17 protein-coding genes are annotated in these 20,692 nt (G+C 73.0%); 6 read left to right on the top strand and 11 right to left on the bottom strand.

What is annotated here, in order from left to right; all coding sequences use genetic code 11:
• Nucleotides 1–38: 38 nt before the first annotated feature.
• The 7 genes from AC07AW_RS30380 to AC07AW_RS30350 all read right to left on the bottom strand — a co-directional run bounded on the left by AC07AW_RS30380 (nucleotide 39) and on the right by AC07AW_RS30350 (nucleotide 8,232).
• A complete protein-coding gene (locus AC07AW_RS30380; RefSeq protein ID WP_478818656.1) occupies nucleotides 39–1,535 on the bottom strand; it encodes a glycoside hydrolase family 32 protein in 1,497 nt (498 codons plus the stop codon).
• On the bottom strand, nucleotides 1,532–2,539 hold the full coding sequence (locus AC07AW_RS30375; protein WP_478818655.1) for an ABC transporter ATP-binding protein: 1,008 nt from the start codon (nucleotides 2,537–2,539) through the stop codon (nucleotides 1,532–1,534). Before AC07AW_RS30375 ends, AC07AW_RS30380 begins: the two co-directional genes overlap by 4 nt.
• Nucleotides 2,536–3,492, bottom strand: coding sequence for an ABC transporter ATP-binding protein (locus AC07AW_RS30370; RefSeq protein ID WP_478818654.1), 957 nt, complete (start codon nucleotides 3,490–3,492; stop codon nucleotides 2,536–2,538). The genes AC07AW_RS30375 and AC07AW_RS30370 overlap by 4 nt, the downstream gene beginning before the upstream one ends.
• Entirely contained in the window at nucleotides 3,489–4,424 is a 936-nt protein-coding gene (locus AC07AW_RS30365) for an ABC transporter permease (protein WP_478818653.1), read from the bottom strand. The genes AC07AW_RS30370 and AC07AW_RS30365 overlap by 4 nt, the downstream gene beginning before the upstream one ends.
• 15 nt (nucleotides 4,425–4,439) lie before the next feature.
• On the bottom strand, nucleotides 4,440–5,417 hold the full coding sequence (locus AC07AW_RS30360; protein WP_478818652.1) for an ABC transporter permease: 978 nt from the start codon (nucleotides 5,415–5,417) through the stop codon (nucleotides 4,440–4,442).
• Nucleotides 5,418–5,482: 65 nt separating this feature from the next.
• A complete protein-coding gene (locus tag AC07AW_RS30355) occupies nucleotides 5,483–7,171 on the bottom strand; it encodes an ABC transporter substrate-binding protein (protein WP_478818651.1) in 1,689 nt (562 codons plus the stop codon).
• A 74-nt stretch (nucleotides 7,172–7,245) separates the two neighbouring features.
• Nucleotides 7,246–8,232, bottom strand: coding sequence for a LacI family DNA-binding transcriptional regulator (locus tag AC07AW_RS30350; protein WP_478818650.1), 987 nt, complete (start codon nucleotides 8,230–8,232; stop codon nucleotides 7,246–7,248).
• A 204-nt stretch (nucleotides 8,233–8,436) separates the two neighbouring features.
• On the opposite strand from AC07AW_RS30350, the gene AC07AW_RS30345 reads away from it, so the two are divergent.
• A complete protein-coding gene (locus AC07AW_RS30345) occupies nucleotides 8,437–8,988 on the top strand; it encodes a YdeI/OmpD-associated family protein (protein WP_478818928.1) in 552 nt (183 codons plus the stop codon).
• A 9-nt stretch (nucleotides 8,989–8,997) separates the two neighbouring features.
• Here AC07AW_RS30345 and AC07AW_RS30340 read toward each other — a convergent pair whose 3' ends face one another.
• Nucleotides 8,998–9,519: a GNAT family N-acetyltransferase gene (locus AC07AW_RS30340; RefSeq protein ID WP_478818649.1), complete on the bottom strand. Its 522-nt coding sequence runs from the start codon at nucleotides 9,517–9,519 to the stop codon at nucleotides 8,998–9,000.
• Between the two features lie 162 nt (nucleotides 9,520–9,681).
• On the opposite strand from AC07AW_RS30340, the gene AC07AW_RS30335 reads away from it, so the two are divergent.
• On the top strand, nucleotides 9,682–10,350 hold the full coding sequence (locus AC07AW_RS30335) for an NADPH-dependent F420 reductase (RefSeq protein ID WP_478818648.1): 669 nt from the start codon (nucleotides 9,682–9,684) through the stop codon (nucleotides 10,348–10,350).
• A 132-nt stretch (nucleotides 10,351–10,482) separates the two neighbouring features.
• Here the strand turns inward: AC07AW_RS30335 and AC07AW_RS30330 are convergent, their stop codons facing one another.
• Nucleotides 10,483–11,694 (bottom strand): threonine synthase, encoded by a 1,212-nt coding sequence (locus AC07AW_RS30330; protein ID WP_478818647.1) that lies wholly within the window; start codon nucleotides 11,692–11,694, stop codon nucleotides 10,483–10,485.
• 46 nt (nucleotides 11,695–11,740) lie between these two features.
• The gene (locus AC07AW_RS30325; RefSeq protein ID WP_478818646.1) at nucleotides 11,741–13,441 is read right to left on the bottom strand and encodes a hypothetical protein; all 1,701 of its coding nucleotides are present in this window, start codon (nucleotides 13,439–13,441) and stop codon (nucleotides 11,741–11,743) included.
• On the opposite strand from AC07AW_RS30325, the gene AC07AW_RS30320 reads away from it, so the two are divergent.
• Nucleotides 13,440–13,604 carry a hypothetical protein gene (locus AC07AW_RS30320; protein WP_478818645.1) on the top strand — a complete coding sequence of 55 codons (165 nt, stop codon included), beginning with the start codon at nucleotides 13,440–13,442 and terminating at the stop codon, nucleotides 13,602–13,604. The two genes, AC07AW_RS30325 and AC07AW_RS30320, sit on opposite strands and share 2 nt — an antisense overlap.
• A 163-nt stretch (nucleotides 13,605–13,767) precedes the next feature.
• Entirely contained in the window at nucleotides 13,768–15,246 is a 1,479-nt protein-coding gene (locus tag AC07AW_RS30315) for a PP2C family protein-serine/threonine phosphatase (protein WP_478818644.1), read from the top strand.
• 217 nt (nucleotides 15,247–15,463) lie between these two features.
• On the opposite strand, the gene AC07AW_RS30310 is transcribed toward AC07AW_RS30315, so the two are convergent.
• The gene (locus tag AC07AW_RS30310) at nucleotides 15,464–16,954 is read right to left on the bottom strand and encodes a DNA-binding protein NsdB (protein ID WP_478818643.1); all 1,491 of its coding nucleotides are present in this window, start codon (nucleotides 16,952–16,954) and stop codon (nucleotides 15,464–15,466) included.
• Nucleotides 16,955–17,187: 233 nt separating this feature from the next.
• Between AC07AW_RS30310 and AC07AW_RS30305 the strand changes: the two genes are divergently transcribed.
• Nucleotides 17,188–18,315, top strand: coding sequence for an aminoglycoside phosphotransferase family protein (locus AC07AW_RS30305; protein WP_478818642.1), 1,128 nt, complete (start codon nucleotides 17,188–17,190; stop codon nucleotides 18,313–18,315).
• Between the two features lie 361 nt (nucleotides 18,316–18,676).
• Complete coding sequence (locus AC07AW_RS30300) at nucleotides 18,677–20,596, top strand: N-acetylmuramoyl-L-alanine amidase (RefSeq protein WP_478818927.1); 1,920 nt, start codon at nucleotides 18,677–18,679, stop codon at nucleotides 20,594–20,596.
• The last annotated feature ends 96 nt before the right edge of the window (nucleotides 20,597–20,692 follow it).

Raw genomic sequence — 20,692 nt, 5'->3', positions numbered from 1 at the left:
GGACCAGAGCAGGGCGCGGGCCCGGCACCGGGGGTCCGTCAGGGCCAGAGCGGACGCGGGGCCGTCTCGATCGGGGCCATGTGCCAGGCGTCGAGGCGGGTGACGGTCGCGCGGCCGGTGGCGCTGAGCGAGACGCCGGTCGCCTCGTCGGGGCGGGTCGGGTAGACGCGGGCGGCGAGGGCGCGGCCGTTGGCGAAGATCTCCAGGGCGGAGTGGTCGACGAGGACGCGGAGTTCGACCGTGCCGTCCGGGCCGAGGGGCAGGGCGCCGTGGCGGGGTGCGGTGTCGACGTCCGGGTCCAGGCTGCTCGCCTCGCGGTGGAGGCGCAGGGTGCCCGAGGCGCCGGAGGGGTCGCGCGCGATCTCGATGACGGTCCGCTCGGCGCCGTCCGGGGTCTCCCGGACTCCGAGCCGTACCGCTGCACCGGGGGCGAGGCGCAGGGTCGCCTCCAGGTCGAGCTGGTCCCCGCGGACGGCGTCCAGGTCGGCGTCCCCCTCGAAGGGCCCGAGGTGCACGTGGTCGCGGCGCAGCCGCTCCAGTTCGGGCACGGGGGCCTGGGCGAGGGCGCCGTCGGGGCCGAGGGTGACGAGGCGCGGCAGGGACATGACCCCGGACCAGCCGGCGCGTGCGGTGGCCTCCTCGCCGCGGCCTTCCTGGAGCCAGCCGAACATGATGCGGCGGCCGTGCGCGTCGCGTGTCGACTGGGGCGCGTAGAAGTAGTTCTGCCCGTAGTCGAGGCGGTGCAGGGCGGTCGGCTCGAAGCGGTCGCCTTCGTAGCGGCCCGTCCAGTAGAGCGGGTGGTGGGTGGCTCCCCGGTCCCAGGCGGAGAAGGCGAGGACGTCGGTGCCGCCCACCCGGAAGAGGTCGACGCACTCCCACATGGTGCCGGTCCAGTCGGGGTCGGCGGCGGTGCCCCGGCTCGCGTCGCCGGTCAGGAGCGGGCCGACGTAACGCCACCGGCGCAGATCGTGGGACTCGTACAGAAAGGCCGTGCCACCCTCGCCGCGGATGCCCGAGCCGACGAGCTGGCGCCAGGTGTCGCCCTCCTTCCACACGCAGTGGTCGCGGTACGCGGTGATGTCGACGCCCGCCGGGGGTGCGGCGATCACCGGGTTGCCGGGGTCCTTCGTCCAGTGCCGCAGGTCGGGGCTGCCGGTGGCGACGCAGGGCAGTTCGCGCTCGCCGTGCCGGCCCGAGTAGACGAGCGTGGGCACTCCCCCGTCGTCGACGAGGACGCCGGACCAGCAGCCGTCGCGGTCGGGTCCGGTGGTGCCGGGGACGAGGGCGACGGGCTCGTCGGTCCAGGTGACGAGGTCGGTGGAGGTGGCGTGGCCCCAGTGGATGCGGTGGTGGGCGGGGGCGAGCGGGTTGTACTGGTAGAAGAGGTGGTAGACGCCGTTCCAGTGGCTGAGCCCGTTGGGGTCGTTGAGCCAGCCGCCGGGGGACGTGAAGTGGAAGCGGGGCCGGTGCGGGTCGCGGAAGGCCCGCTCGGCGAGGCCCTCTGCAACGGCGGGGGCGATGAGGTCGTGTGTCATGCGGCGGTGTTCTCGGCTTCCGGGGAGTACGCGGTCTGGAGCACGCGGTGGGCGATCTCGTGGGCGGGCGCGTAGAGGTGGCAGCGCACCCAGTGGGGCTGCCCTCCGTCCTCGCCGACGGTGTGGCGTACCGGGGTGGTGGCGCTGCAGGTGCCGTCGTCGTACGGGCAGGACGCGGGCTCCAGGACGGCGGCCCGCAGCCTGGCGCGCTCGGCCTTGTCGTAGCCGGTGCGCCGGGCGGGGTCGGGCACGGCGGAGAGCAGCAGCCGGGTGTACGGGTGGGCGGGGGCGTCCATGACGGCGAGCGCGTCACCGCCCTCGACGAGTTCGCCGGCGAACATGACGGCGGTGGTGTCGGCGAGGTAGCGGGCCGAGCCCAGGTCGTGGGTGATGTACAGCATGGACAGGCCGCGTTCGTCGCGCAGCCGGCGCATCAGGTTGAGGACGCCGACCCGGACGGACACGTCGAGCATGGAGGTCGGTTCGTCGGCGAGGAGGACGCTCGGCCCGACGGCGAGGGCGCGGGCGATCGCGACGCGCTGGCGCTGTCCGCCGGACAGTTCGTGCGGGTAGGAGTCGAGCATGTCCGGTGCCAGGCCGACCTCCTCCATGAGCGCGGCGAGCCGTTCCCGGTCGGCCGCGTGGCCGTGGAGGACGAGGGCGCGGGTGAGGAAGTGCTCGACGCGGTGGACGGGGTTGAGGGAGCCGAACGGGTCCTGGAACACCATCTGGACCTTCCCCCGGTACGTACGGGAGGCGCGGCGGCGCTCGGTGCGCAGCACGTCCTCGCCGTCGAGGAGGATCCGGCCCGAGGTGGGCCGTTCGAGCCGGGCGAGGCAGCGGGCGATGGTGGACTTGCCGCTGCCGGACTCGCCGACGAGGGCGGTGACGCGGCCGGGGGCTAGGTCGAGGTCGACGCCGTTCACGGCGCGGACGCGGCGTCGGGAGAAGACGGTGCCGACCGGGAAGTCCTTGGTGAGCCCGCGGATCTGGAGAAGGGTCATGCGGCGGTGCCTTCGGTGAGGGCTGCCCAGCGACCGGGGGCCACCTGGCGCAGGTCCGGGATGTTCGTGGAGCAGTCGGCGCGGTCGTCGGGGCAGCGGACGTGGAAGCCGCAGCTGTCGGCGGTGCGCGGGGCGTCGAAGAGGCCGGTGAGTTCCCGGCGCGGCCCGGTGAGCGGCGGGAAGGCGTTCATCAGCGCTTCGGTGTACGGGTGGAGGGGCCGCGCGAACAGCTCCTTGGCGTCCGCGAGTTCGACGAGCCGGCCGCCGTACATGACGCCCATGCGGTCCGACAGCTCGACCATCAGGGACATGTCGTGGGTGATGAAGAGGACGGAGAAGCCGAGCGTCTGCTGGAGTTCTCGGATCTGGGCCATGATCTCCTGCTGGACGACGACGTCGAGCGCGGTGGTCGGCTCGTCCATGATGAGCAGGGAGGGGTTGAGGGCGACGGCCATGGCGATGACGACGCGCTGGCGCATGCCGCCGGAAAGCTGGTGCGGGTAGGCCTTCAGCCGGTCGGGGGCGATGCCGACGAGGTCGAGGAGTGCGGCGGAGCGCTCGCGGGCGGCCCGCTTCTTCAGCTTCTCGTGGGTGGTGAAGATGTCGCCGAGCTGTTCGCCGACGGTGAGGACGGGGTTGAGGGAGTTCATCGCGGACTGGAAGACCATGGCGATCTCCCGCCAGCGGAAGGCGCGCAGTTCGCGGGCGTCCATGGCGAGGACGTCGCGGCCCCGGAAGGTGACCGAGCCGGCGGTGATCTCGGCGGGTGGCTTGAGGAGCCGCATGACGGCGTTGGCGACGGTGGACTTGCCGCAGCCGGATTCGCCGGCGAGTCCGAAGATCTCTCCTGCTCCGATGGTGAACGACACGTCGTCGGCGCCGACGACGCTGCGGCCGTCGCCCTGGTACTCGACGCGCAGACCGCGTACGTCGAGGAGGGGGTCGGTGCTCATCGCTTCCTCCTTCGCCGGGATCGCAGGCGCGGGTTGGTGATCTCGTCGACCGCGTAGTTGACGAGGGCGAGCGCGAAGGCGACGAGCGCGATGCACAGGCCGGAGGGGACGAACGCCCACCAGGCCCCGGTCATCAGGGCGCCGTCGTTCCCCGCCCAGTAGAGGTTGGTGCCCCAGCTGACGACGGAGGCGTCGCCGAGGCCGAGGAACTCCAGGCCCGCCTGGGCGCCGATGCCGAAGATGACGCAGCCGAGCAGGGTGGTCATGACCACGGACGCCATGTTGGGGAGGATCTCCCGGAACATGATCCGCAGCGGCCGCTCGCCGGTGACGACGGCGGCGGCCACGAAGTCCTTGCCCCGGATGGAGGTGGCCTGGGCGCGCAGCACGCGGGCCGAGCCGGCCCAGCCGGTGACGGTGAGGACGAGGACGACGGTGGTGGTGCCGGGCGGCAGGAACGCGGCGAGGATGACGAGCAGCGGCAGGCCCGGCAGCAGCAGGAAGACGTTGGTGACGAGGGTCAGCAGGTCATCGACGAGCTTGCCGAGGTAGGCGGAGGCGAGCCCGACGAGCAGCGCGACCAGGGTGGCGGCGATGCCGACGGTGAAGCCGACGAGCATCGAGCTGCGGGTGCCCCACAGGGTGAGGGCGAGGACGTCCTGGCCCTTGGCGGTGGTGCCGAGCCAGTGGCCGGCGGAGGGCGGGGTGGCGCCGAGGTCGGTGATGAGGGACGGGTCGCCGGGTGCGAGGAGCGGGGCGAGCGCGCCGAGCAGCGCGAAGACGGTGAGCAGGAGGAGTCCGGCGCGCGCCTTGCGGTCGGCGAGGAGGCGGCGCCCGAGCCCCCGGCGGGCGGTGCGCGGGGTGCCCGGCGGGCGGGGCGGCGGGTCGTGGGACACGGCCGTGGCGGTGTCCGGGGTGTCGAGGACGGACATGGCGGGGTTCCCTCCTCAGCGGACGCGGACGCGCGGGTCGAGGCGGACGTGGATGAGGTCGACGACGAAGTTGGCGAGCAGGACGGCGGCCGTGATGGTGAGGAAGATGCCCTGCATCAGCGGGTAGTCGAGGGCCTGGACGGAGGCGAGGAGCTGGTAGCCGATGCCGGGGTAGGCGAAGACGACCTCGGTGAGGAGGGCGCCGCCCACCATGAAGCCGAGGGCCATGCCGAAGTTGGTGACGGACGGCAGCAGGGCGTTGCGGGCGGCGTACCGGAACATGATCCGGGCGGGGCTGAGGCCCTTCGCCTCGGCCATGGTGATGTAGTCCTCGGCGGCGGTGGCGATCATGGTGTTGCGCATGCCGAGCATCCAGCCGCCGATCGAGACGAGCACGATGGTGAGGGCCGGAAGCACCAGGTGGGTGGCGACGTTCCCGAGGAACGCGGCGTCGAGGCCGGGTTCGAGCCCGACGTCGTACGCGTGCCGGAGCGGGAACCAGCCGAGGGTGACGCCGAAGAGGTAGAGGGCGCCCATCGCCAGCCAGAAGTACGGGAACGAGCCGACGAAGATCAGCAGTGGCGGGAGCGCGGAGTCGAGGATCCCGCCCCGGCGCCAGGCGGCGAGGACGCCGAGGAGGTTGCCGACGAGGGCGGCGACGACCAGGGCGGTGAGGCCGAGGAGCAGCGTCCAGCCGATCTGGGAGCCGATGACCTCGGAGACCGGGGTCGGGAAGCGTGAGATGGAGATGCCGAGGTCGCCCGTGGCGACGCTGTGGAGGTAGTCGACGTACTGGCGCCACAGCGGGCGGTCGTCGAGACCGAAGAGTTTCTGCAACTGGGCGATCTGATCGGGCTGCATCGTCCCCTGGGCCTGGGCGAACATCCGGGAGACGGGGTCTCCGGGCATGAAGCGCGGCAGCAGGAAGTTGAGGGTGACGGAGGCCCAGAAGGCGATCAGATAGAACCCCAGGTTGCGCAGGACGAGACGCACGGTCTGCTCCCTGTCGTTTCTCGGGGTGGGGACGGCCCGTCGGGGGCCGTCCCCCCTGGGGCGGGTCAGCCCGTGACGGGCTTGAGGGAGGTGAGCACGAGGACGGTGGTCACGGACCGGTTGGACAGGGTGGCGTACGGGTCGTCCTTCGTCGGCCAGCCGGTGAAGCGGGCGTCGGTGTACGCGCCCCACTCGGGTCCGGGGAAGAGCGGCACGACGGGGGCGTCGGCGGCGAACAGCTTCTGCAGCTCGCCCGCCCTGGCCTGCTGGGTCTTCGGGTCGGTGGTGGCGGCGAAGGCGTCGATGAGCTTGTCGGCCTTCGGGTCGCCGAAGCGGTGGTAGTTCTCGGTGGCCTTCTCGCCGACCGGCTTGACCTGGGTGGTGGCCATGGCGCCGCGGTAGAACTCGTACGGTGTGGCGCCGTTGTTGCTCCACACGATGCCGCTGTCGAAGGTGCCCGTCTCGTACGAGGAGACGACGGCGGACCAGTCCGGGGACTTCACGGTGGCGGTGACGCCGACCTCGGCGAGGTTCTGCTTGATGATGTTGGCGACCGAGATCCAGTCGGAGGAGGCGGAGCCGACGGAGATGTCGAGGGTGAGCGGCTTGCCGTTCTTCTGGGTGCGCTTCCCGCCGGCGCCGAGCTTGTACCCGGCGGCGTCGAGGGCTTGGGCGGCGGCCTTGGTGTCGTACGTGGTCCAGTCGCAGGCGGCGGCGACGGTCTTGTCGCGCCAGGTGTCGTAGGCGTTCGACAGGCCGGTGCAGTCGGCGGGGGTGCTGTAGCCGTTCATGGCGACCTTGGCGATCTTGGCACGGTCGACGGCCCGGCTCAGCGCCTTGCGCAGGGCGGGGTCGTCGAAGGGCGCCTTGGCCGTGTTCAGCTGCCAGTTGATCATCGCGCCGGTGGTGGGGAACCAGTAGTGGTTCGTCTTCGGGTTCTTGGCGACGAAGGACTTCTGGATGTCGGGGATGAACGCCTGGGTCCAGTCGACCTCGCCGTTGGTGAAGGCGAGGTTGGCGCTGTCGTTGCCGGAGAAGGCGAGCAGGCGTATGCCGGCGATCCGCTGCTTCTCGGGCTGCCAGTACGAGGGGTTCTTCCGCAGCTCGTAGGACTGGCTCTGGAAGTGGTCGACCTGGGTGTACGGGCCGGTGCCGACGGGGGTGGCGTTGGTGTCCTTGGCCGGGTCGGCGATCTTCGACCAGATGTGCTTCGGGACGATGTAGTGCCCGCCGATCTCGTACAGGGAGGGCGAGAACGGCTTGGTGAAGTGGAAGGTGACCTTCTGCGGGGTGTCGGCGGTGACCTTGTCCAGGTAATCGAATCCGCCGAGCAGCTTCTTCTGGAGCTCGAAGGTGTAGACGACGTCCTCGGCGGCGAAGGGCTTGCCGTCGGACCACTTCACGCCCTCGCGGAGGGTGAAGGCGACGGACTTCCCGTCGGGCGCCTGGGTCCACGCGGTGGCGAGCCAGGGGGTGTCCTTGCCGTCGGCCGGGTTGTGGACCATGAGCGGTTCGTACACCGCCTCCTTGGTCATGGGCGCGGCCTTCGGGGAGAAGGGGTTGAAGTTCCGCGTGAAGGTGCCCATGTCCTCGCGGGGAACGGTGAGGAGCTGGTTGCCGGAGGTGTCTCCGGCGCCGGCCGCTCCCGCGCCGCCGGAGCAGCCGGTCAGGAGCAGGGCGGTCGCCGCGGCGCCCGCCAGGAGGGCGGGGCGGAGCCCCCGCGGGGAGCGGCCGCGGGCAGGGGAGGGTGTCATAATGGTGGCTCTTTCCTCTCTTCAACACACCGGACGAAGACGGGACGGAAGATCTCGACGGGCCTGATTCGCGGTCAGACCGACGAGCGTTCGAGCAGCGGGCAGTCGACCGTCACCCTGCGGGTGTCGAGCGGCTGCCCTGCTGCGAGAGCGGCGAGCATGTCCACGCCCTTGGCGCCCATCGCCTCGAACGGCAGGGCGAGCGTGGTCAGTTTGGGCCGCAGGTAGGCGGCGATGAGTTCCTGGTTGTCGTAGCCCACCACGGCCACGTCGTCCGGGATCCGCAGCCCACGTTCCTTGATGGCGTCGTACGCGCCCATGGCCATCCGGTCGTTGCCGCAGAAGAGCGCGGTCGGCCGGTCGGCACGGTCGAGCAGTTCGCAGGCGGCGGTGTAGCCGCCGTCGGCGGTCGCGTGGCCGGAGACGACCAGCGACGGGTCCAGGGGCAGCCCGGCCTCGCGCAGCGCCCGCTCGTAGCCCTCGCGGCGGCCGAGGGCGGCGGGGATGTCCGGGTCGAGGTTGATGAACCCGATGCGCTCGTGGCCGGCCTCGACGAGCCGGCGGGCGGCGCGGTGGCCGCCGCCGATCTCGTCGGGGACGACGGAGGGCAGTGCGCCCTCGGCGTCGTAGCAGTTGACGAGGACCGTGGGGACCTCGTGGGCGGCCTTCGGGAGGGTGACCGCGCGGTGCCAGGTCGTGGCGTAGAGCAGTCCCTCCACCCGCTGTTCGAGGAGCTTGTCGAGGGCGGCGGCCTCCTGGGCGCGGTCACCCTCGCTCGCGGCGATCAGCAGGAACTTGCGGTCGAGCCAGGCACGGTCCTGGGCGCCCTTGATGACGTCGACGGCGAAGGGCGCGGTGACGATCTCGGTGATCAGTCCGTACCACTCGCTGCGCTGGGCGGCGAGGGCGCGGGCGCCCGCGTTGGGGCGGTAGCCGAGCTCGTCGATCGCGGCCAGAATGCGCCGCCTGGTCTCGTCCGGGATGGCCGCGCCGGGGCGGTCGTTCAGGACGAAGGAGACGGCCGTGCGGGAGACCCCCGCCCGCCGGGCGACATCACTCATGGTGACGCTGCGAGGACTGCCGGCCGCCATGTCGTTTCCCCCTCGGTGCCGCTTCTTTTAGTTACGCGCTTTAGTAACGCGCGTTAGTACGACGTTGCACGCAAGTTACGGCCGTCTTCCGGCCACTGTCAATATCTTGGTCGCCAGGGATGTCCGACGGTGGGGAAGAGGGGTCCGGTGGAGACGGTCGAGGGGCTTTCGGTCATGGCGTTCGGCGGCGGGGCTGAGCTGGAGGCCTGGCTGGAAAGGCACCACGGGGACACCCCCGGCATCTGGCTGCTGCTCGCCCGCAAGGGCTCGGATCTCGCCTCGCCGAGCGCCGAGGAGATCCTCGACGGCACGCTCGCCTACGGCTGGATCACCGGCAAGCGCATGGCGCGGGACGAGCGGAGCTACCTCCAGAAGATCACCCCGCGCCGGCCCCGCAGCCTCTGGTCCCAGGTGAACGTGCGCCAGGTCGAGGCGCTGACCGCCGCCGGACGGATGCGGGAGCCGGGCCTCGCCGAGGTGCGGGCGGCCCGGGCGGACGGCCGGTGGGAAGCCGCGTACCCCTCCCAGAAGGACGCGACCGTGCCGGACGACCTGGCGGCGGCCCTGGCGGCGGAGCCGGGCGCGGCGGAGGCCTTCGAGGTGCTCGGCAGGACCGACCGCTACCTGGTGATCCTCAGTCTCTGGCAGGCCCGTACGGCGAAGACGCGGGCGGCACGACTGGAACGGGCGGTGACGGCACTGGCGGCCGGGCAGCGACCGAAGTAGGACGAGGGGTCATCGGCACAGGCGGTAGAGCACCTGGTGGGCGTCCCACTCGACGAAGGACTCGGCGTGCTCCAGGCCGACGGCCTCCAGGAGCCGGCGGGAGCGGTGGTTCGCCTCCTGGGTGACCGCGACCACGCTCGGCGCGGACTCCAGCGCCCGCGCCACGGCCGCGCCGACGGCTTCGCGCGCGTAGCCCCGCCCCCAGTGCTCGGGCAGGAACTGGTACGAGACCTCCGTCTCCCCGCCGCGCCCTTCGGCCTCCACCGTGACGAGCCCGAGCAGGACCCTGTCCTCGGCCCGGACCACCGCGTGGAAACCAGCCGCCCCGACGATCCGCCGCTGCCGGATCCGGATGACCGAGTCGATCACGGGACCGCCGAGGTGGCGCCGTACCTCAGGGTCGGTCCACAGCCGCGTCACGGCCGGCAGGTCCCCGCTCCGGACGGGCCGCAGCACCAGCCGCTCGGTCGCGAGCGGGCCGGCGGGGCGCGCGGGCACCGGGGTCGGGGCGAGGTGCGGGGAGAGGGTCACACCTCCGATCATCTCAGGGCCCGGGCCCTCTCCGGGAGCGGGACGGTTCAGCGGCGCGTGGTCGTCCTGACACTCGCCGCCGGGTCCTAGACCCATCGGCCGACGGAGGTTCGACTTCGAGGCGGAGGTGCGGCCGGTCCGGGCCCGGCCAGGATGATCCGCATGCGCATCGGAATCCTTGGAACAGGACATGTAGGACAGGCACTCGCGTCGGCGTGGGCGCGGGCCGGCCACGACGTGGTCATCGGGTCGCGGCGGCCCCGGGACCCTGAGCTGCCGGCGGAGCTGAAGGAGCTCGTCGCGGCGGGTTTACGGATCGAGGACTCGGCGGCGGCCGCCGCGCACGCCGAGGTCCTGGTGAACGCCACCCCGGGCACGGCTTCCATGGCCCTGCTCGGCACGATCGGGGCCCCGGCGCTCGCCGGGAAGGTCCTGCTGGATGTCGCGGTCGGCTTCCTCGCGGACGGCACGCCGTCCCACCCGGTCGCGAGCCTCGGCGAGGAGATCCAGCGGGCGTTCCCGGAGACCCGCGTGGTGAAGACCTTCTCCACGATCGACCGGGGCGTGATGGTCGCGCCCGACTCCCTGGAGGGGCCCAGCACCGTGTTCCTGTCCGGCGAGGACGCGGGGGCCAAGACGGTGGTACGCGGCCTGCTCGGCGATCTGGGCTGGCCCGACGACTCCGTCCTCGACCTCGGCGGCATCGCCACGGCCCGGGGCCAGGAACACTTCGCCGACCTCTTCGTCGCGATCGCCGGGGCGACGGGGACGTACGAGTTCGGCGTCCGGGTCGTGCTCCCGGCGGCGGCCAAGGGCGAGAGGGGTGACTGAACCCCGACGGGCGGCGCCCACCGGCGCCTGTCCCGCTGCCTCAGGAACGGGGTGGGACGCGGAGGCCGGGCGTCGCCGCCGCGCCTCGATGAGGACGCCCGAGATCGACCTTGTCGGAATGAGCAGGGACGGTCAGCGCGGTCCGGCCTCCCCGGCCGTGAGCGCCGCCTTGATCGGCTCCCAGTCCGGGGCCGTCGGCTCGAAGGTCTCCTTCGCCGTGGCGACGTCCTTGTAGCCGCTGGAGGTGACCACGCACACCACCGGGCCGTCGACCTCCCGTGGCCCGTGGGCGCGCAGGCCGGCGAGCCCGGCGGCGGAGGAGGTCTCGCACCAGATGCCCTGGGCGGCCAACTCCGCCCGTGCGGCCGCCATCTGATCATCGGTCACCGTGTGGGCCGCTCCCCCGGTCTCCCGGACCGCGAGGACGCCGCGGTAGCTGTTGACCTCGCAGTCGATGGCGTACGCGGTGGTCGGTCCGACCGGGACGCGGGCGACGGGCCGGCCGGTGCGCAGGGCCTCGGTGAGGGCGCCGGCCGCGGCGGGCTCGGCCGCGTACACACGGGGGACGGAGTCGGTGACCCCGAGCCGCGCGAGCTCCTGGAAGCCCTTGGCCACGCCGAAGAGCAACTCGCCGTACCCGGTGGGGAGATGCACCTCCGCCGGTGCGCGACCGAGGTCGAGCGCGAGCTCGTACGCCAGGGTCTTGTACCCCTCGGGCCCGAAGGGGTGCCCGGTGTGGGCGGTGTCCGTGACGCTGCTGACGCTCTGGAAGCCGAGCTCGTCGACGATGCGGCGCATCAACGGGCGGACCGACTCGTACGGAACGGTCAGCACCGTCGCTCCGTAGGCGCGGAGGTGCGAGGCCACGGCGGGCGGGGCGAACGGGGAGGTGAACACGGCGCACGGAAGTCCGGCACGTGCCGCGTAGGCGGCGGCTGCCGCCCCGTGGTTGCCGGACGAGGAGACGACGATGCCCCGTGCCCCCGAGGCGACGGCGGCGCTGACCGCGACCCGGTTGAGCCGGTCCTTGTGGCTCCAGGTGGGGTTGCGCGACTCGTCCTTGATCCAGACGCCGTCGGCCAGTTCGACCAGGGGCGTGTTGCCCTCCCCTAGACCGGGCGCGGCGAGGGGCGGGAGCAGCGGGGCCCACCGCTCCAGGCCGTGGGCGGCCGGGCGCTTGAACAGGTCGGCGGGGACCCGGTCGTAGGCGTAGTCGATGTCGAGGGGGTACGCGACCTCCTCGGTGGAGGTGACGGGGCAGCCCCGGGTGAGCGGCGGCCACAACGGGTGGCGTACGGACGGATCGGCGAGCGAGCGCTGGGCGTTGGCGAGCGAGGGCGTCACGTGTCGGACCTTTCAGGGACGGGGAACTCCGGACTGTTCGGGCCGTTCAGCCCATGCGACGGGTGAGGGCGGCCAGCGCGCCGGGCCGGCGACCCGGAACCCGTCGCCGGGTCGCGATCAGGGTGGGGCCGATGGCCCGGGCCCGGTCGCGGTCGCGGTCGCGGTCGCCGATCTGTTCCCACTGGTGGTGGGCCCGGTCGACGGCCCCTTCGACGTCCGGGTCGTCCGGGCGCTGGCCAAGACCGAGCCGGGCTTCGGCCGCGGCGAGCCAGAGTTCGCAGCTGCGGGCCGGCTCCCCGGCGAGGCGGGCGAGGTCGGCCCGTACCTCCGTCCAGTGCACGGCCTCCATGGACCGGGGTCCGTGGCGGCGCAGGGCGTCGTGCTCCCAGGCCGCCGCCACCGCCGCCGCCTCCCCGTGCCGCCCGGCCCTGGCGGCGGCGAGGATCGCGGGATGCGGGTCCTCCACGCCCCTCGGCGCGCCCACGCCGACGGACCCGGGCGCGGGAGGGGTCACGGGCACGAACCCAGGAGGAACTGCGGGCAGGGCAACGGGGGCGGGGCGGGCAGCCGGCACGGGCGCGGGTGCGGGGGCCGAGGCGAGCGCGGGGCGGATCGCGGGGGTGGGGCGGGTCGCGGGGGCGGGTGCGGGGCCGGTCGCGCGCTTGGGCGCCCAAGCGGGCGCGGGCGCGGCGCCGGTCGCGGACACCGAAGGAGCAGAAGCAGCAGAAGCAGCGGCAGGTGCGGAGTGGGTCGCCGACGCAGAAGCCGCGACAGGAGCAGGTGCAGTACCGGGCGCGGGCAGGGCCGTCGAAGCGGGTGCGGGCGTGCTTGCGGTCTCGGACAGAGGCACCGACCCCGAACCCGGCACGGACGCCGAGACGGGCGCAGGCGCAGCGCCCACCGCCGAACCCGGCACGGGCCCGGTTCCCGGCACGGACGCCGAGACGGGCGCAGGCGCAGTGCCCGCCGCCGGACCCGGCACGGGCCCGGTTCCCGGCGCCGCCGGCGAACCCGCCACGGGTCCCGCCACAGGCCCTGGCAACGGTCCCGCCACAGGACCCGGAACAACCGCCACGGCCGGCAGCGGCGCCGGTGTCGGCACCAACCCGGGCGTAAGGAACAGCGGTTCCGGCGTCGGCGCCACCGTCATCGCCCTCGCCGCGGCCTCCGCGTGCGCGGCGGACGGTGCCAACCGGGCTCCGGAGCGCCAGAGTTCGGCCCAGGCGCGCAGGTACTCGGGGGTCGTGGGCTCGCCCCTGCGTGGGGCGGGGACCACGCGCGCGTAGAGCAGGGGGCCCGGCCCCAGGTGCAGCAGTCCGGGCGCGGCGGCGAGGCGCTGCCAGACCTCCTGGTCGGCCGCGAGATCCGCGACGACGGTTGTGGTCCCGGGCTGCCGTACACCGAGTTCGCCGGCGAGCCAGTGCCAGGGCAGGGCCGTGTAGCGGAGGGTCGCCGGGGTGGTGCGGGCGAGCGCGAGATGCGGCAGCTGCTGGCGGCGGTCGAGGTGGAGCTGGCCCGCGAGGCAGACGACCAGGGGGCCGGGGCTCGCGGCCGCCGCACGGAGCCGGGTCAGGACGGTCTGCGGGTCGAGCGGATCGGCGAGTTCGACGACCGTGGCAGCCGCGGTGCCGGTGAGGACCCCGGGCGGGACGGCCGCGAGCGCCGGCAGAACGGAGGCCGCGTCCATCGCGCGGCCACGGCCGGCGGGGGCGGCCGCGAGGAGCACCGCGGTACCCACCGCGCTCATGGCCGCCGCACCCGCCGTCGAAGCACCCGGCAAACGTTCACCCGGCACCACCACATCCGCCCCCGTACGCATGTCCGACTCGCCCGCCACCACCCCGCTCGTGGCCGTCGTCGCCGCGCCCACCGTGCCGTTTCCGTCGTCGTTCACCACCCCAGCACCGTAACGGGTCGCACCCTGTCCGATAATCGCCGGGCCTTTGACATATGCCAGAAGCACCACCGGATCGAGTGTTGCCAAATCCCTTACGGGCTGTCCCGGGCTGTGCAACAGTCGTCTACGGGCCACCTTCCACACTTGGCCGCGCCGCGCCTGTATCGGAGTACGACATGCCGTCCCATCTGTTCGCGGACCGCCCCGCCCAGCCGCCGGAGCCGGGCGCGGTGGACGCACTGATCTCACAGACCCGCCGCCTGCGCGGCGAGGTGGACGCCGTCCGCCGGGACGCCGTGGCGGACGAGGACGATCCCCAGCAGCGCTGGCAGCGTGCCCTGTGCGACCTGGCGGTCCATCAGCTCGACGATCTGGGCGCCCAGTTGGGCCAGCTCCGGGCCGGCGTCCCGGCGAGCGCCACCCCCGAGGACCAGTCCGACGAGATCGACGTCGTCGTCGACACCTCCCTCGCGACCGCCCCCGGCACGGCGTACGGCGTGTCCGCCCCGCCCCGGACCGGGTCGCTGCTCTCCCGGGTCGGCTCCGCCGAGTGGAACCTGCTCACCGACGAGGTCAGCTGGTCCGAGGAGCTGTTCCAGATCTTCGGGCGGTCCCGCGAGAGCGGCCCGATGTCGCTCGACGAGATGCCCACCATGGTCTTCGCCGAGGACCAGCCCGTCCTGCAGGCGATGGTGACGGACTGTCTGATCGACGGGAAGCCGATCGACGGCGAGTTCAGGATCGTCCGGACGGACGGCCGGGTGCGCACGGTGCACATGACCGGCGAACCCGTGCTCGACACCGACGGCTGCACCGCCTCCATGTGGGCCGTCCTGCGGGACGTCAGCGAGCTGCGCCGCAGCGAGCGGGCGGTCCGCGAGAGCCGGGACAGCCTGGAGCGCAGCCGCCACATCGAGCTCACCGAACGGCGGGTCGCCGTCGAGCTGCAGGAGGCGGTCCTCCCGCCCTGGCGCGGCTCGCTCCGCTTCGCCCACGACGGCCCCGCCCCCCTCGACGTGGCCGCGCACTACCTCCCCGCCTCCAGCACCGGTCTGATCGGCGGCGACTGGTACGACGCGCTCGCGCTGCCCGACGGGGACGCGCTGCTGACCGTCGGCGATCTGACGGGCCACGGGGTCGCCGCGACCTCCTCCATGGCCATGCTGCTCGGAGCGCTGCGCGGCATGGCCGTCGCGGGCATCCGCCCCGCCGCGCTGATGGGCCACCTCAACCAGCTCCTGGAGACCTCCGTACAGCCCGCGCTCGGCAGCGCGATGTGCTGCAGATACGACCCGGTGGCCCAGACCCTGACCTGGGCGCAGGCCGGCCACCCCGCCCCGCTGCTCTTCCGCGACGGGACGGGGCACGCACTCCGGCGGCCCGAGGGCGTCCTGCTCGGGGCGACGACCGGCGCCGCGTACGGCGAGGTCGAGACCCGGCTGAACCCGGGTGACCTGCTGGTCCTGCACACCGACGGGCTGACCCGCGGCAGTGGCACGGACGACGACACGGGCACGCGACGGCTGCTCGCCCTCGGCCCCCGGCTCACGGAGGCGCGGGACGCCCAGGACGGCGTGCGCGCGGTGGTGGAGGAGTTCGACGAGGAGTCACGCGAGGACGACGCCTGCGTGATGGTGGTCCGGGTCACCGACTGAGCCGGCCTGAAGCCGGCCCGGTCACCCACTGAGCCGGACTGAAGCCGACTCGGGTCACCGACTGAGCCAGTCTGAAGCCGGCCCGGTCACCCACTGAGCCGGACTCAAGCCGACCCGGGTCACCCACTGAACTGGCCTCACCCGCTGAAACGCCGGCGTCGGCCCGACCCCGTGACGAGACCTTCCCGAGCCTCCCCGTCCCGCAGGACCGGGAGGCTCAGGCCTGTCCGGTCCTCGGGCGGTTGACGGGGGACCTGGGGAGGGCCAGCTCGATCTCCTCGCGCAGGTTCTCGATCCTCGAGTAGCCCGCGTACTGGCCGGTGAGCCGGTACATCTCCCGCAGTCGGTCCCAGGTCCGGTGGGACGAGGTGTCCCCCATGGACATCAGGGCGAGCCGGGCGTACCGGTCGGCCTGCTCCGGGTCGTCGGCGATGAAGCAGGCCGAGGCCATCGAGATGTGGTCGAAGAGCTTCGAGCGGTCGTGCCCGCCGCGCCGCAGTTCCAGCGCCAGCTTGGCGTGACGCTGCGCGGGGATCGCCGCAGCCGGGTCGTGCTCGGCGAGGGTGCGGTAGGCCAGGGCCTGCATGCCGTGCATGTCGGCCTCGTCGAAGTTCTGCATCCAGCTCGGCTTCTCGTCCCGCTGGTCGGACACGAACAGTTCCTCGGCCTCGCCGAGGGTACGGCGCATCGCCTGCCCCCGGCCCATCGACGCCTGCGCCCAGGCCTCGATGGTGTGGAACATGGCCTGCGTGCGGGGCAGCACCCGCTCGCCCGAGCCCGTCTTGGCGAGTTTCATGAGGTCGAGGGCGTCGTCGGGGCGGCCCAGGTGGACCATCTGGCGGGCCGCCCGGGACAGCGCCTCGCCGGCCCGCGGCCGGTCGCCGCCCTCGCGCGCCGCGTGGGCGGCGATGACGAAGTACTTCTGCGCCGTCGGTTCGAGACCGACGTCGTGGGACATCCAGCCCGCGAGGACCGCCAGGTTGGCGGCGACGCCCCACAGGCGCCGCTGGAGGTGGTCGGCGTGACGGTAGGCGAGCATGCCGCCCACCTCGTTGAGCTGGCCCACGACCGCCTTGCGCTGGAGGCCGCCACCCCGGGAGGCGTCCCAGGCACGGAACACCTCCACCGAGTGCTCCAGGGCCTCGATCTCCTCCGACCCGATGGGGGCGGCCTCGTAGCGGTCGAACCCAGCGGGGTCGGCGTGGAGGGGATCGGTGGCCCGCGGGGCGGCGCCCTTGCGTGCGGGGTCGGTCTGGAGCCAGTCCTGCATGGCGTTGCTGAGTACGGAGCCGGCGGCAAGCGCGGCACCCGCGCCCACCAGGCCGCGTCGGTTGAGCATGAGGTCCATTCCCGTGAATTCGGTGAGGACCGCCGCCGTACGATCGGGTGCCCAGGGCAGCCCGTCAGGGTTCTCCGTCTTCCTGACGTCCTGCTTCTTTCCGGCGCGCCCGTGTCGTACGAACCCGAGGTCCTCGATGGTCACGACACGGCCGAGTCGCTCGGTGAACAGTGCTGCCAGCACCCGGGGGACGGGATCGCGCGGGGTCTCGCCCCGGTCGATCCACCGCCGCACCCGCGAGGTGTCGGTCGCCAGCTGGGGGTGGCCCATGGCCGCCGCCTGCCGGTTGACGAGTCTCGCGAGTTCGCCCTTGGACCAGCCGGCCAGGCCGAACAGGTCTGCCAGGCGGGTGTTGGTTTGTCCGGTCACGTCTAAGCCCCCAGGTTCTCGGCTGAGTTGACAGTAGCCCTCTGTCATAGGCCTGGCGACAATTCGCCAGGCTTCGCCAGGGTGCGCGAGATGTTCCGCCACCCGCGCCCGGGTGTCAGGTAGGAACGCGCCACCCCGCCCCGCCGACCGGCCCTCATTCCCCAGGGTGCGGACCGGGGGCGGGCGGGGCGACGCACGCAACTCGTCGGCGCACGAAGGGATCTGTCACCTCCATGTACACAGCATCGTCCTCCGTGTCCGCACCGCCCCGGCCGCAGCACCGCATCGTCCCGGCCGGCGCCGGACCGTACCTGGCCCCCGCTCCCCAGGCCGTCAGGCCGAGGCGCTGGGCGGGCGGCACCGGTACCCAGCCGGTCAGCGGGAGAATCGACCTGTCCGGCCCCCAGGGGGCGCAGTTGAAGATGGCGATCGCGTCGGTCCACCGGATCTGCCCGGAGTTCAACCCCGTGCAGGTGCTGCGGCGCAGTGGCCGTTCCGTACTGATCGTCGGGACGACCGGGCGGACCACGGCGGTCGCGAAGTGTTTACTGGACCACTCCCCCGCGTGGGTCGAGCGGTTCCGGCACGAGATAGCGTCCTACCGCTCCTTCGTCCGCCACCGTCCGCCGGTGCGGGCGCCGCGGCTGATCGCCGCGGATCCGGAGAACTGCACCCTGGTGATCGAGCGGATGCCCGGACGGGCGGCGGCGCTGTCGCGCCACCCCGTCGAGGCCCCGCCGCGGGCGGACGTGCGGGCCGCGCTCGGTGCGATCGCCCGGCTCAACGCCTGGCGGCCGCCGGCCGGGACCTTCGACGCCCCGCTGGACTACGGCGCCCGGATCGCCCGCTACCACGAGCTCGGGCTGTTCACGGACCGGGACCGGGACGATCTGCAGAAGCTCCTGCACGGTCTGGCGCACGCGGGCGGACGTCAGGGCATGGGCCAGTTCTGTCACGGTGACGCCCTGCTCTCCAACATCCTGCTCTCCCCGGCCGGACCGGTCCTCGTCGACTGGGAGCACGCGGGCTGGTACCTGCCCGGCTACGACCTGGCGACCCTGTGGGCGGTGCTCGGTGACGCGCCGCTGGCACGGCGCCAGATCAGTGGGCTCGCCCAGCAGGCGGGCACGGCCTCGCGGGACGCCTTCCTGGTGAACCTGATGATCGTGCTGACGCGGGAGATCCGTACGTACGAGACGGCGGTGCAGCGCACCATGAAGGAGGCTCCGCCTGCCGGTTCCGTGCCGGTGCCGTCGGGGACGCTCGCGCCCGGCGAGGAACAGCGGCTGCTGCTGAGGCGGCTGCACGACGACTGCGCCATGGCACGGCGGGCCGTGCGCGCGGCGGTCGGGACGCGCTGAAGGGGCGGGTCCGGCCGACCACACGGGGGCGGTGCGCCGTGAGCCCGGTGCCGACACACCGGGACGCGGCGCACCGGCTTGTCCGCGTCGGCCACTCCCTCAGGGCCTCTCCATTGGTCCACTCCAGTGACGCGTCCCAGGCCCGGGACCCGTCTCCGCGAAACTCCGCCGTTTGGCCTCCATTCCCGCCCTGACGTGGGAACTTCCGTTTGCGCAGGCGTGATTGACGGAACGTCCGGGAGCCGATACCCCTGTACGGGTTCGGCCCCGCACGCCCCCGTGTCACCCCCTGCCTCTGGAGGCTGCCTTGCTCCGTTCCGTATCGCGCAGACGTCCGTCACCGATCCGTGTGCCGGGGGCGGTGGGCGCCCTGGCGTCGGCCGCCCTGCTGCTTCCGCTGCTGTCCGCCGCCCCGCCCGCCGGTGCCGAGGTGCCCGAGGCGGGTGTCCTGCAGGGGCAGTTCGCGCGGGCGGCCGAGCGTCAGGGCGTCCCCGAGAGCGTGCTGCTCGCCGTCTCGTATCTGCAGTCGCGGTGGGACACCCACGGCGGTGCGCCGAGCGTGACCGGCGGCTACGGGCCGATGCACCTGACGGACGCGGTGACGGCGCTGGCCCGGACCGCCCCGCACCACTCGGAGGGCGAGGAGGACGCCCGGGGCGACGACTCCCGCCCGGCGCGCACGGGCGCGGACGTCCCGGTGCCCGCGCCCGAGGAGCTGCCCGAGCGGCTGCGGACCCTGGAGCGGGCGTCCGCGCTGTCCGGGATCCCGGCCGAGGAGCTGCGTACCGTACCGGCCGCGAACATCGAGGGCGGGGCGGCACTGCTCGCGGCGGCCCAGCGCGAGGCCGGGCTTCCCGCGAGCGCGGACCCGGCCGACTGGTACGGGGCGGTGGCGCGGTACTCCGGTGCGGACGACTGGGCGACGGCGGCGACGTACGCCGACGACGTCTTCGACGTGATCAGGACCGGGGAGACGCGGACCACGGACAGCGGTCAGGTGGTGACGCTCCCGGCCGCCGCCGGGGTGGCGCCCGCGACCGGTCAGGTGGACGCCCTGGGGCTGCGCCGGCCGGCCGCCGGGCCCGTGGAGTGCCCGGCCTCGGTGGCCTGCGAGTGGATCCCCGCGCCGTACGAGGAGTTCGGCGACGGCGACTACGGCAACCACGACAAGGCGAACCGGCCCGCCTCCCAGTCGATCGACTACATCGTGATCCACGACACCGAGGCCGACTGGAAGACCACCCTGAAGCTGGTGCAGGACCCGACGTACGTGTCCTGGCAGTACTCGCTGCGCTCTTCCGACGGGCACATCTCCCAGCACGTGCCGCTGAAGGACGTGGCCTGGCACGCGGGGAACTGGTTCGTGAACGCCAAGTCGGTGGGCCTGGAGCACGAGGGCTTCCTGACCTCGCCGGACTCCTGGTACACGGAGGCGATGTACCGGTCGTCGGCGCGCCTGGTGCGGTACCTCACCGCGCGGTACGACATCCCGGTGGACCGGCAGCACATCCTGGGCCACGACAACGTGCCGGGCACGGTGACGTCCTCGATCAAGAACATGCACACGGACCCGGGGCCCTACTGGGACTGGGCGCACTACTTCCAGCTGCTCGGCCGACCGATCACCCCGAGCGCCGGTCCGCATGCGGGCGTGGTGACGATCCGGCCCGACTACAGCACCCACCAGCCGGTCTACTCGGGCTGTGTGACGGCGGGCCAGGCGTGCGTGCCGCACGGCAGCGGGGCGGTGCGCCTGCACACCGCGCCGAGCGCCGACGCGCCCCTGGTGAAGGACATCGGTCTGCGGCCGGGCGGGCAGGACTCCACGGCCGGGGTCAACGACACCGGGGCGCGGGCCTCGACCGGGCAGAGCTTCGCGGTGGCGGAGCGCCGGGGCGACTGGACGGCGGTCTGGTACCTCGGGCAGAAGGCGTGGTTCAGCAACCCGGCGGCGGAGCCGACGGCGGTGAACGCCCGGGGGCAGGTCCTGACACCCCGGGAGGGTCTGGCGGAGGTGCCGGTGTACGGGCGGGCCTATCCGGAGGCCTCGGCGTATCCGACGGGTGTGCCGGTGCAGTCGGTGTCGCCGCTGCCGTACAAGCTGCTCGCGGGTCAGCGGTACGTGGTGGGTGGTCGCACCCCCGGCGAGTACTACTTCGCGCCGGTGTTCGACCCCACCGGGCACACGGTCGTCCGGGGTCAGGAGGAGTACTACCAGATCCAGTTCGGCCATCGGGTCGCCTTCGTGAAGGCCGCTGACGTGCGGGTTTCCCCGAGCTGACAGAGGGCTGGCCGAATGGTGCGGGGTGGTGCCGGACACGGTGTCCGGCACCACCCCGTCGGCGTTCATACGACTATCCGGGAGAGCGCGTGCGCC

It is taken from the genome of Streptomyces sp. NPDC044003 (genome assembly GCF_056435185.1).
Note: the sequence above shows the minus strand (reverse complement) of the source record. Positions and strands in the feature narration are given on the sequence as shown.

Coding starts and splice junctions, on each gene's coding strand:
- AC07AW_RS30350 (WP_478818650.1), bottom strand. CDS start 8,232: ATGAGTGATGTCGCCCGGCGGGCGGGGGTCTCCCGCACGGCCGTCTCC.
- AC07AW_RS30355 (WP_478818651.1), bottom strand. CDS start 7,171: ATGACACCCTCCCCTGCCCGCGGCCGCTCCCCGCGGGGGCTCCGCCCC.
- AC07AW_RS30365 (WP_478818653.1), bottom strand. CDS start 4,424: ATGTCCGTCCTCGACACCCCGGACACCGCCACGGCCGTGTCCCACGAC.
- AC07AW_RS30320 (WP_478818645.1), top strand. CDS start 13,440: ATGGCCGCCGCACCCGCCGTCGAAGCACCCGGCAAACGTTCACCCGGC.
- AC07AW_RS30315 (WP_478818644.1), top strand. CDS start 13,768: ATGCCGTCCCATCTGTTCGCGGACCGCCCCGCCCAGCCGCCGGAGCCG.
- AC07AW_RS30345 (WP_478818928.1), top strand. CDS start 8,437: ATGGCGTTCGGCGGCGGGGCTGAGCTGGAGGCCTGGCTGGAAAGGCAC.
- AC07AW_RS30375 (WP_478818655.1), bottom strand. CDS start 2,539: ATGACCCTTCTCCAGATCCGCGGGCTCACCAAGGACTTCCCGGTCGGC.
- AC07AW_RS30325 (WP_478818646.1), bottom strand. CDS start 13,441: ATGAGCGCGGTGGGTACCGCGGTGCTCCTCGCGGCCGCCCCCGCCGGC.
- AC07AW_RS30370 (WP_478818654.1), bottom strand. CDS start 3,492: ATGAGCACCGACCCCCTCCTCGACGTACGCGGTCTGCGCGTCGAGTAC.
- AC07AW_RS30335 (WP_478818648.1), top strand. CDS start 9,682: ATGCGCATCGGAATCCTTGGAACAGGACATGTAGGACAGGCACTCGCG.
- AC07AW_RS30305 (WP_478818642.1), top strand. CDS start 17,188: ATGTACACAGCATCGTCCTCCGTGTCCGCACCGCCCCGGCCGCAGCAC.
- AC07AW_RS30380 (WP_478818656.1), bottom strand. CDS start 1,535: ATGACACACGACCTCATCGCCCCCGCCGTTGCAGAGGGCCTCGCCGAG.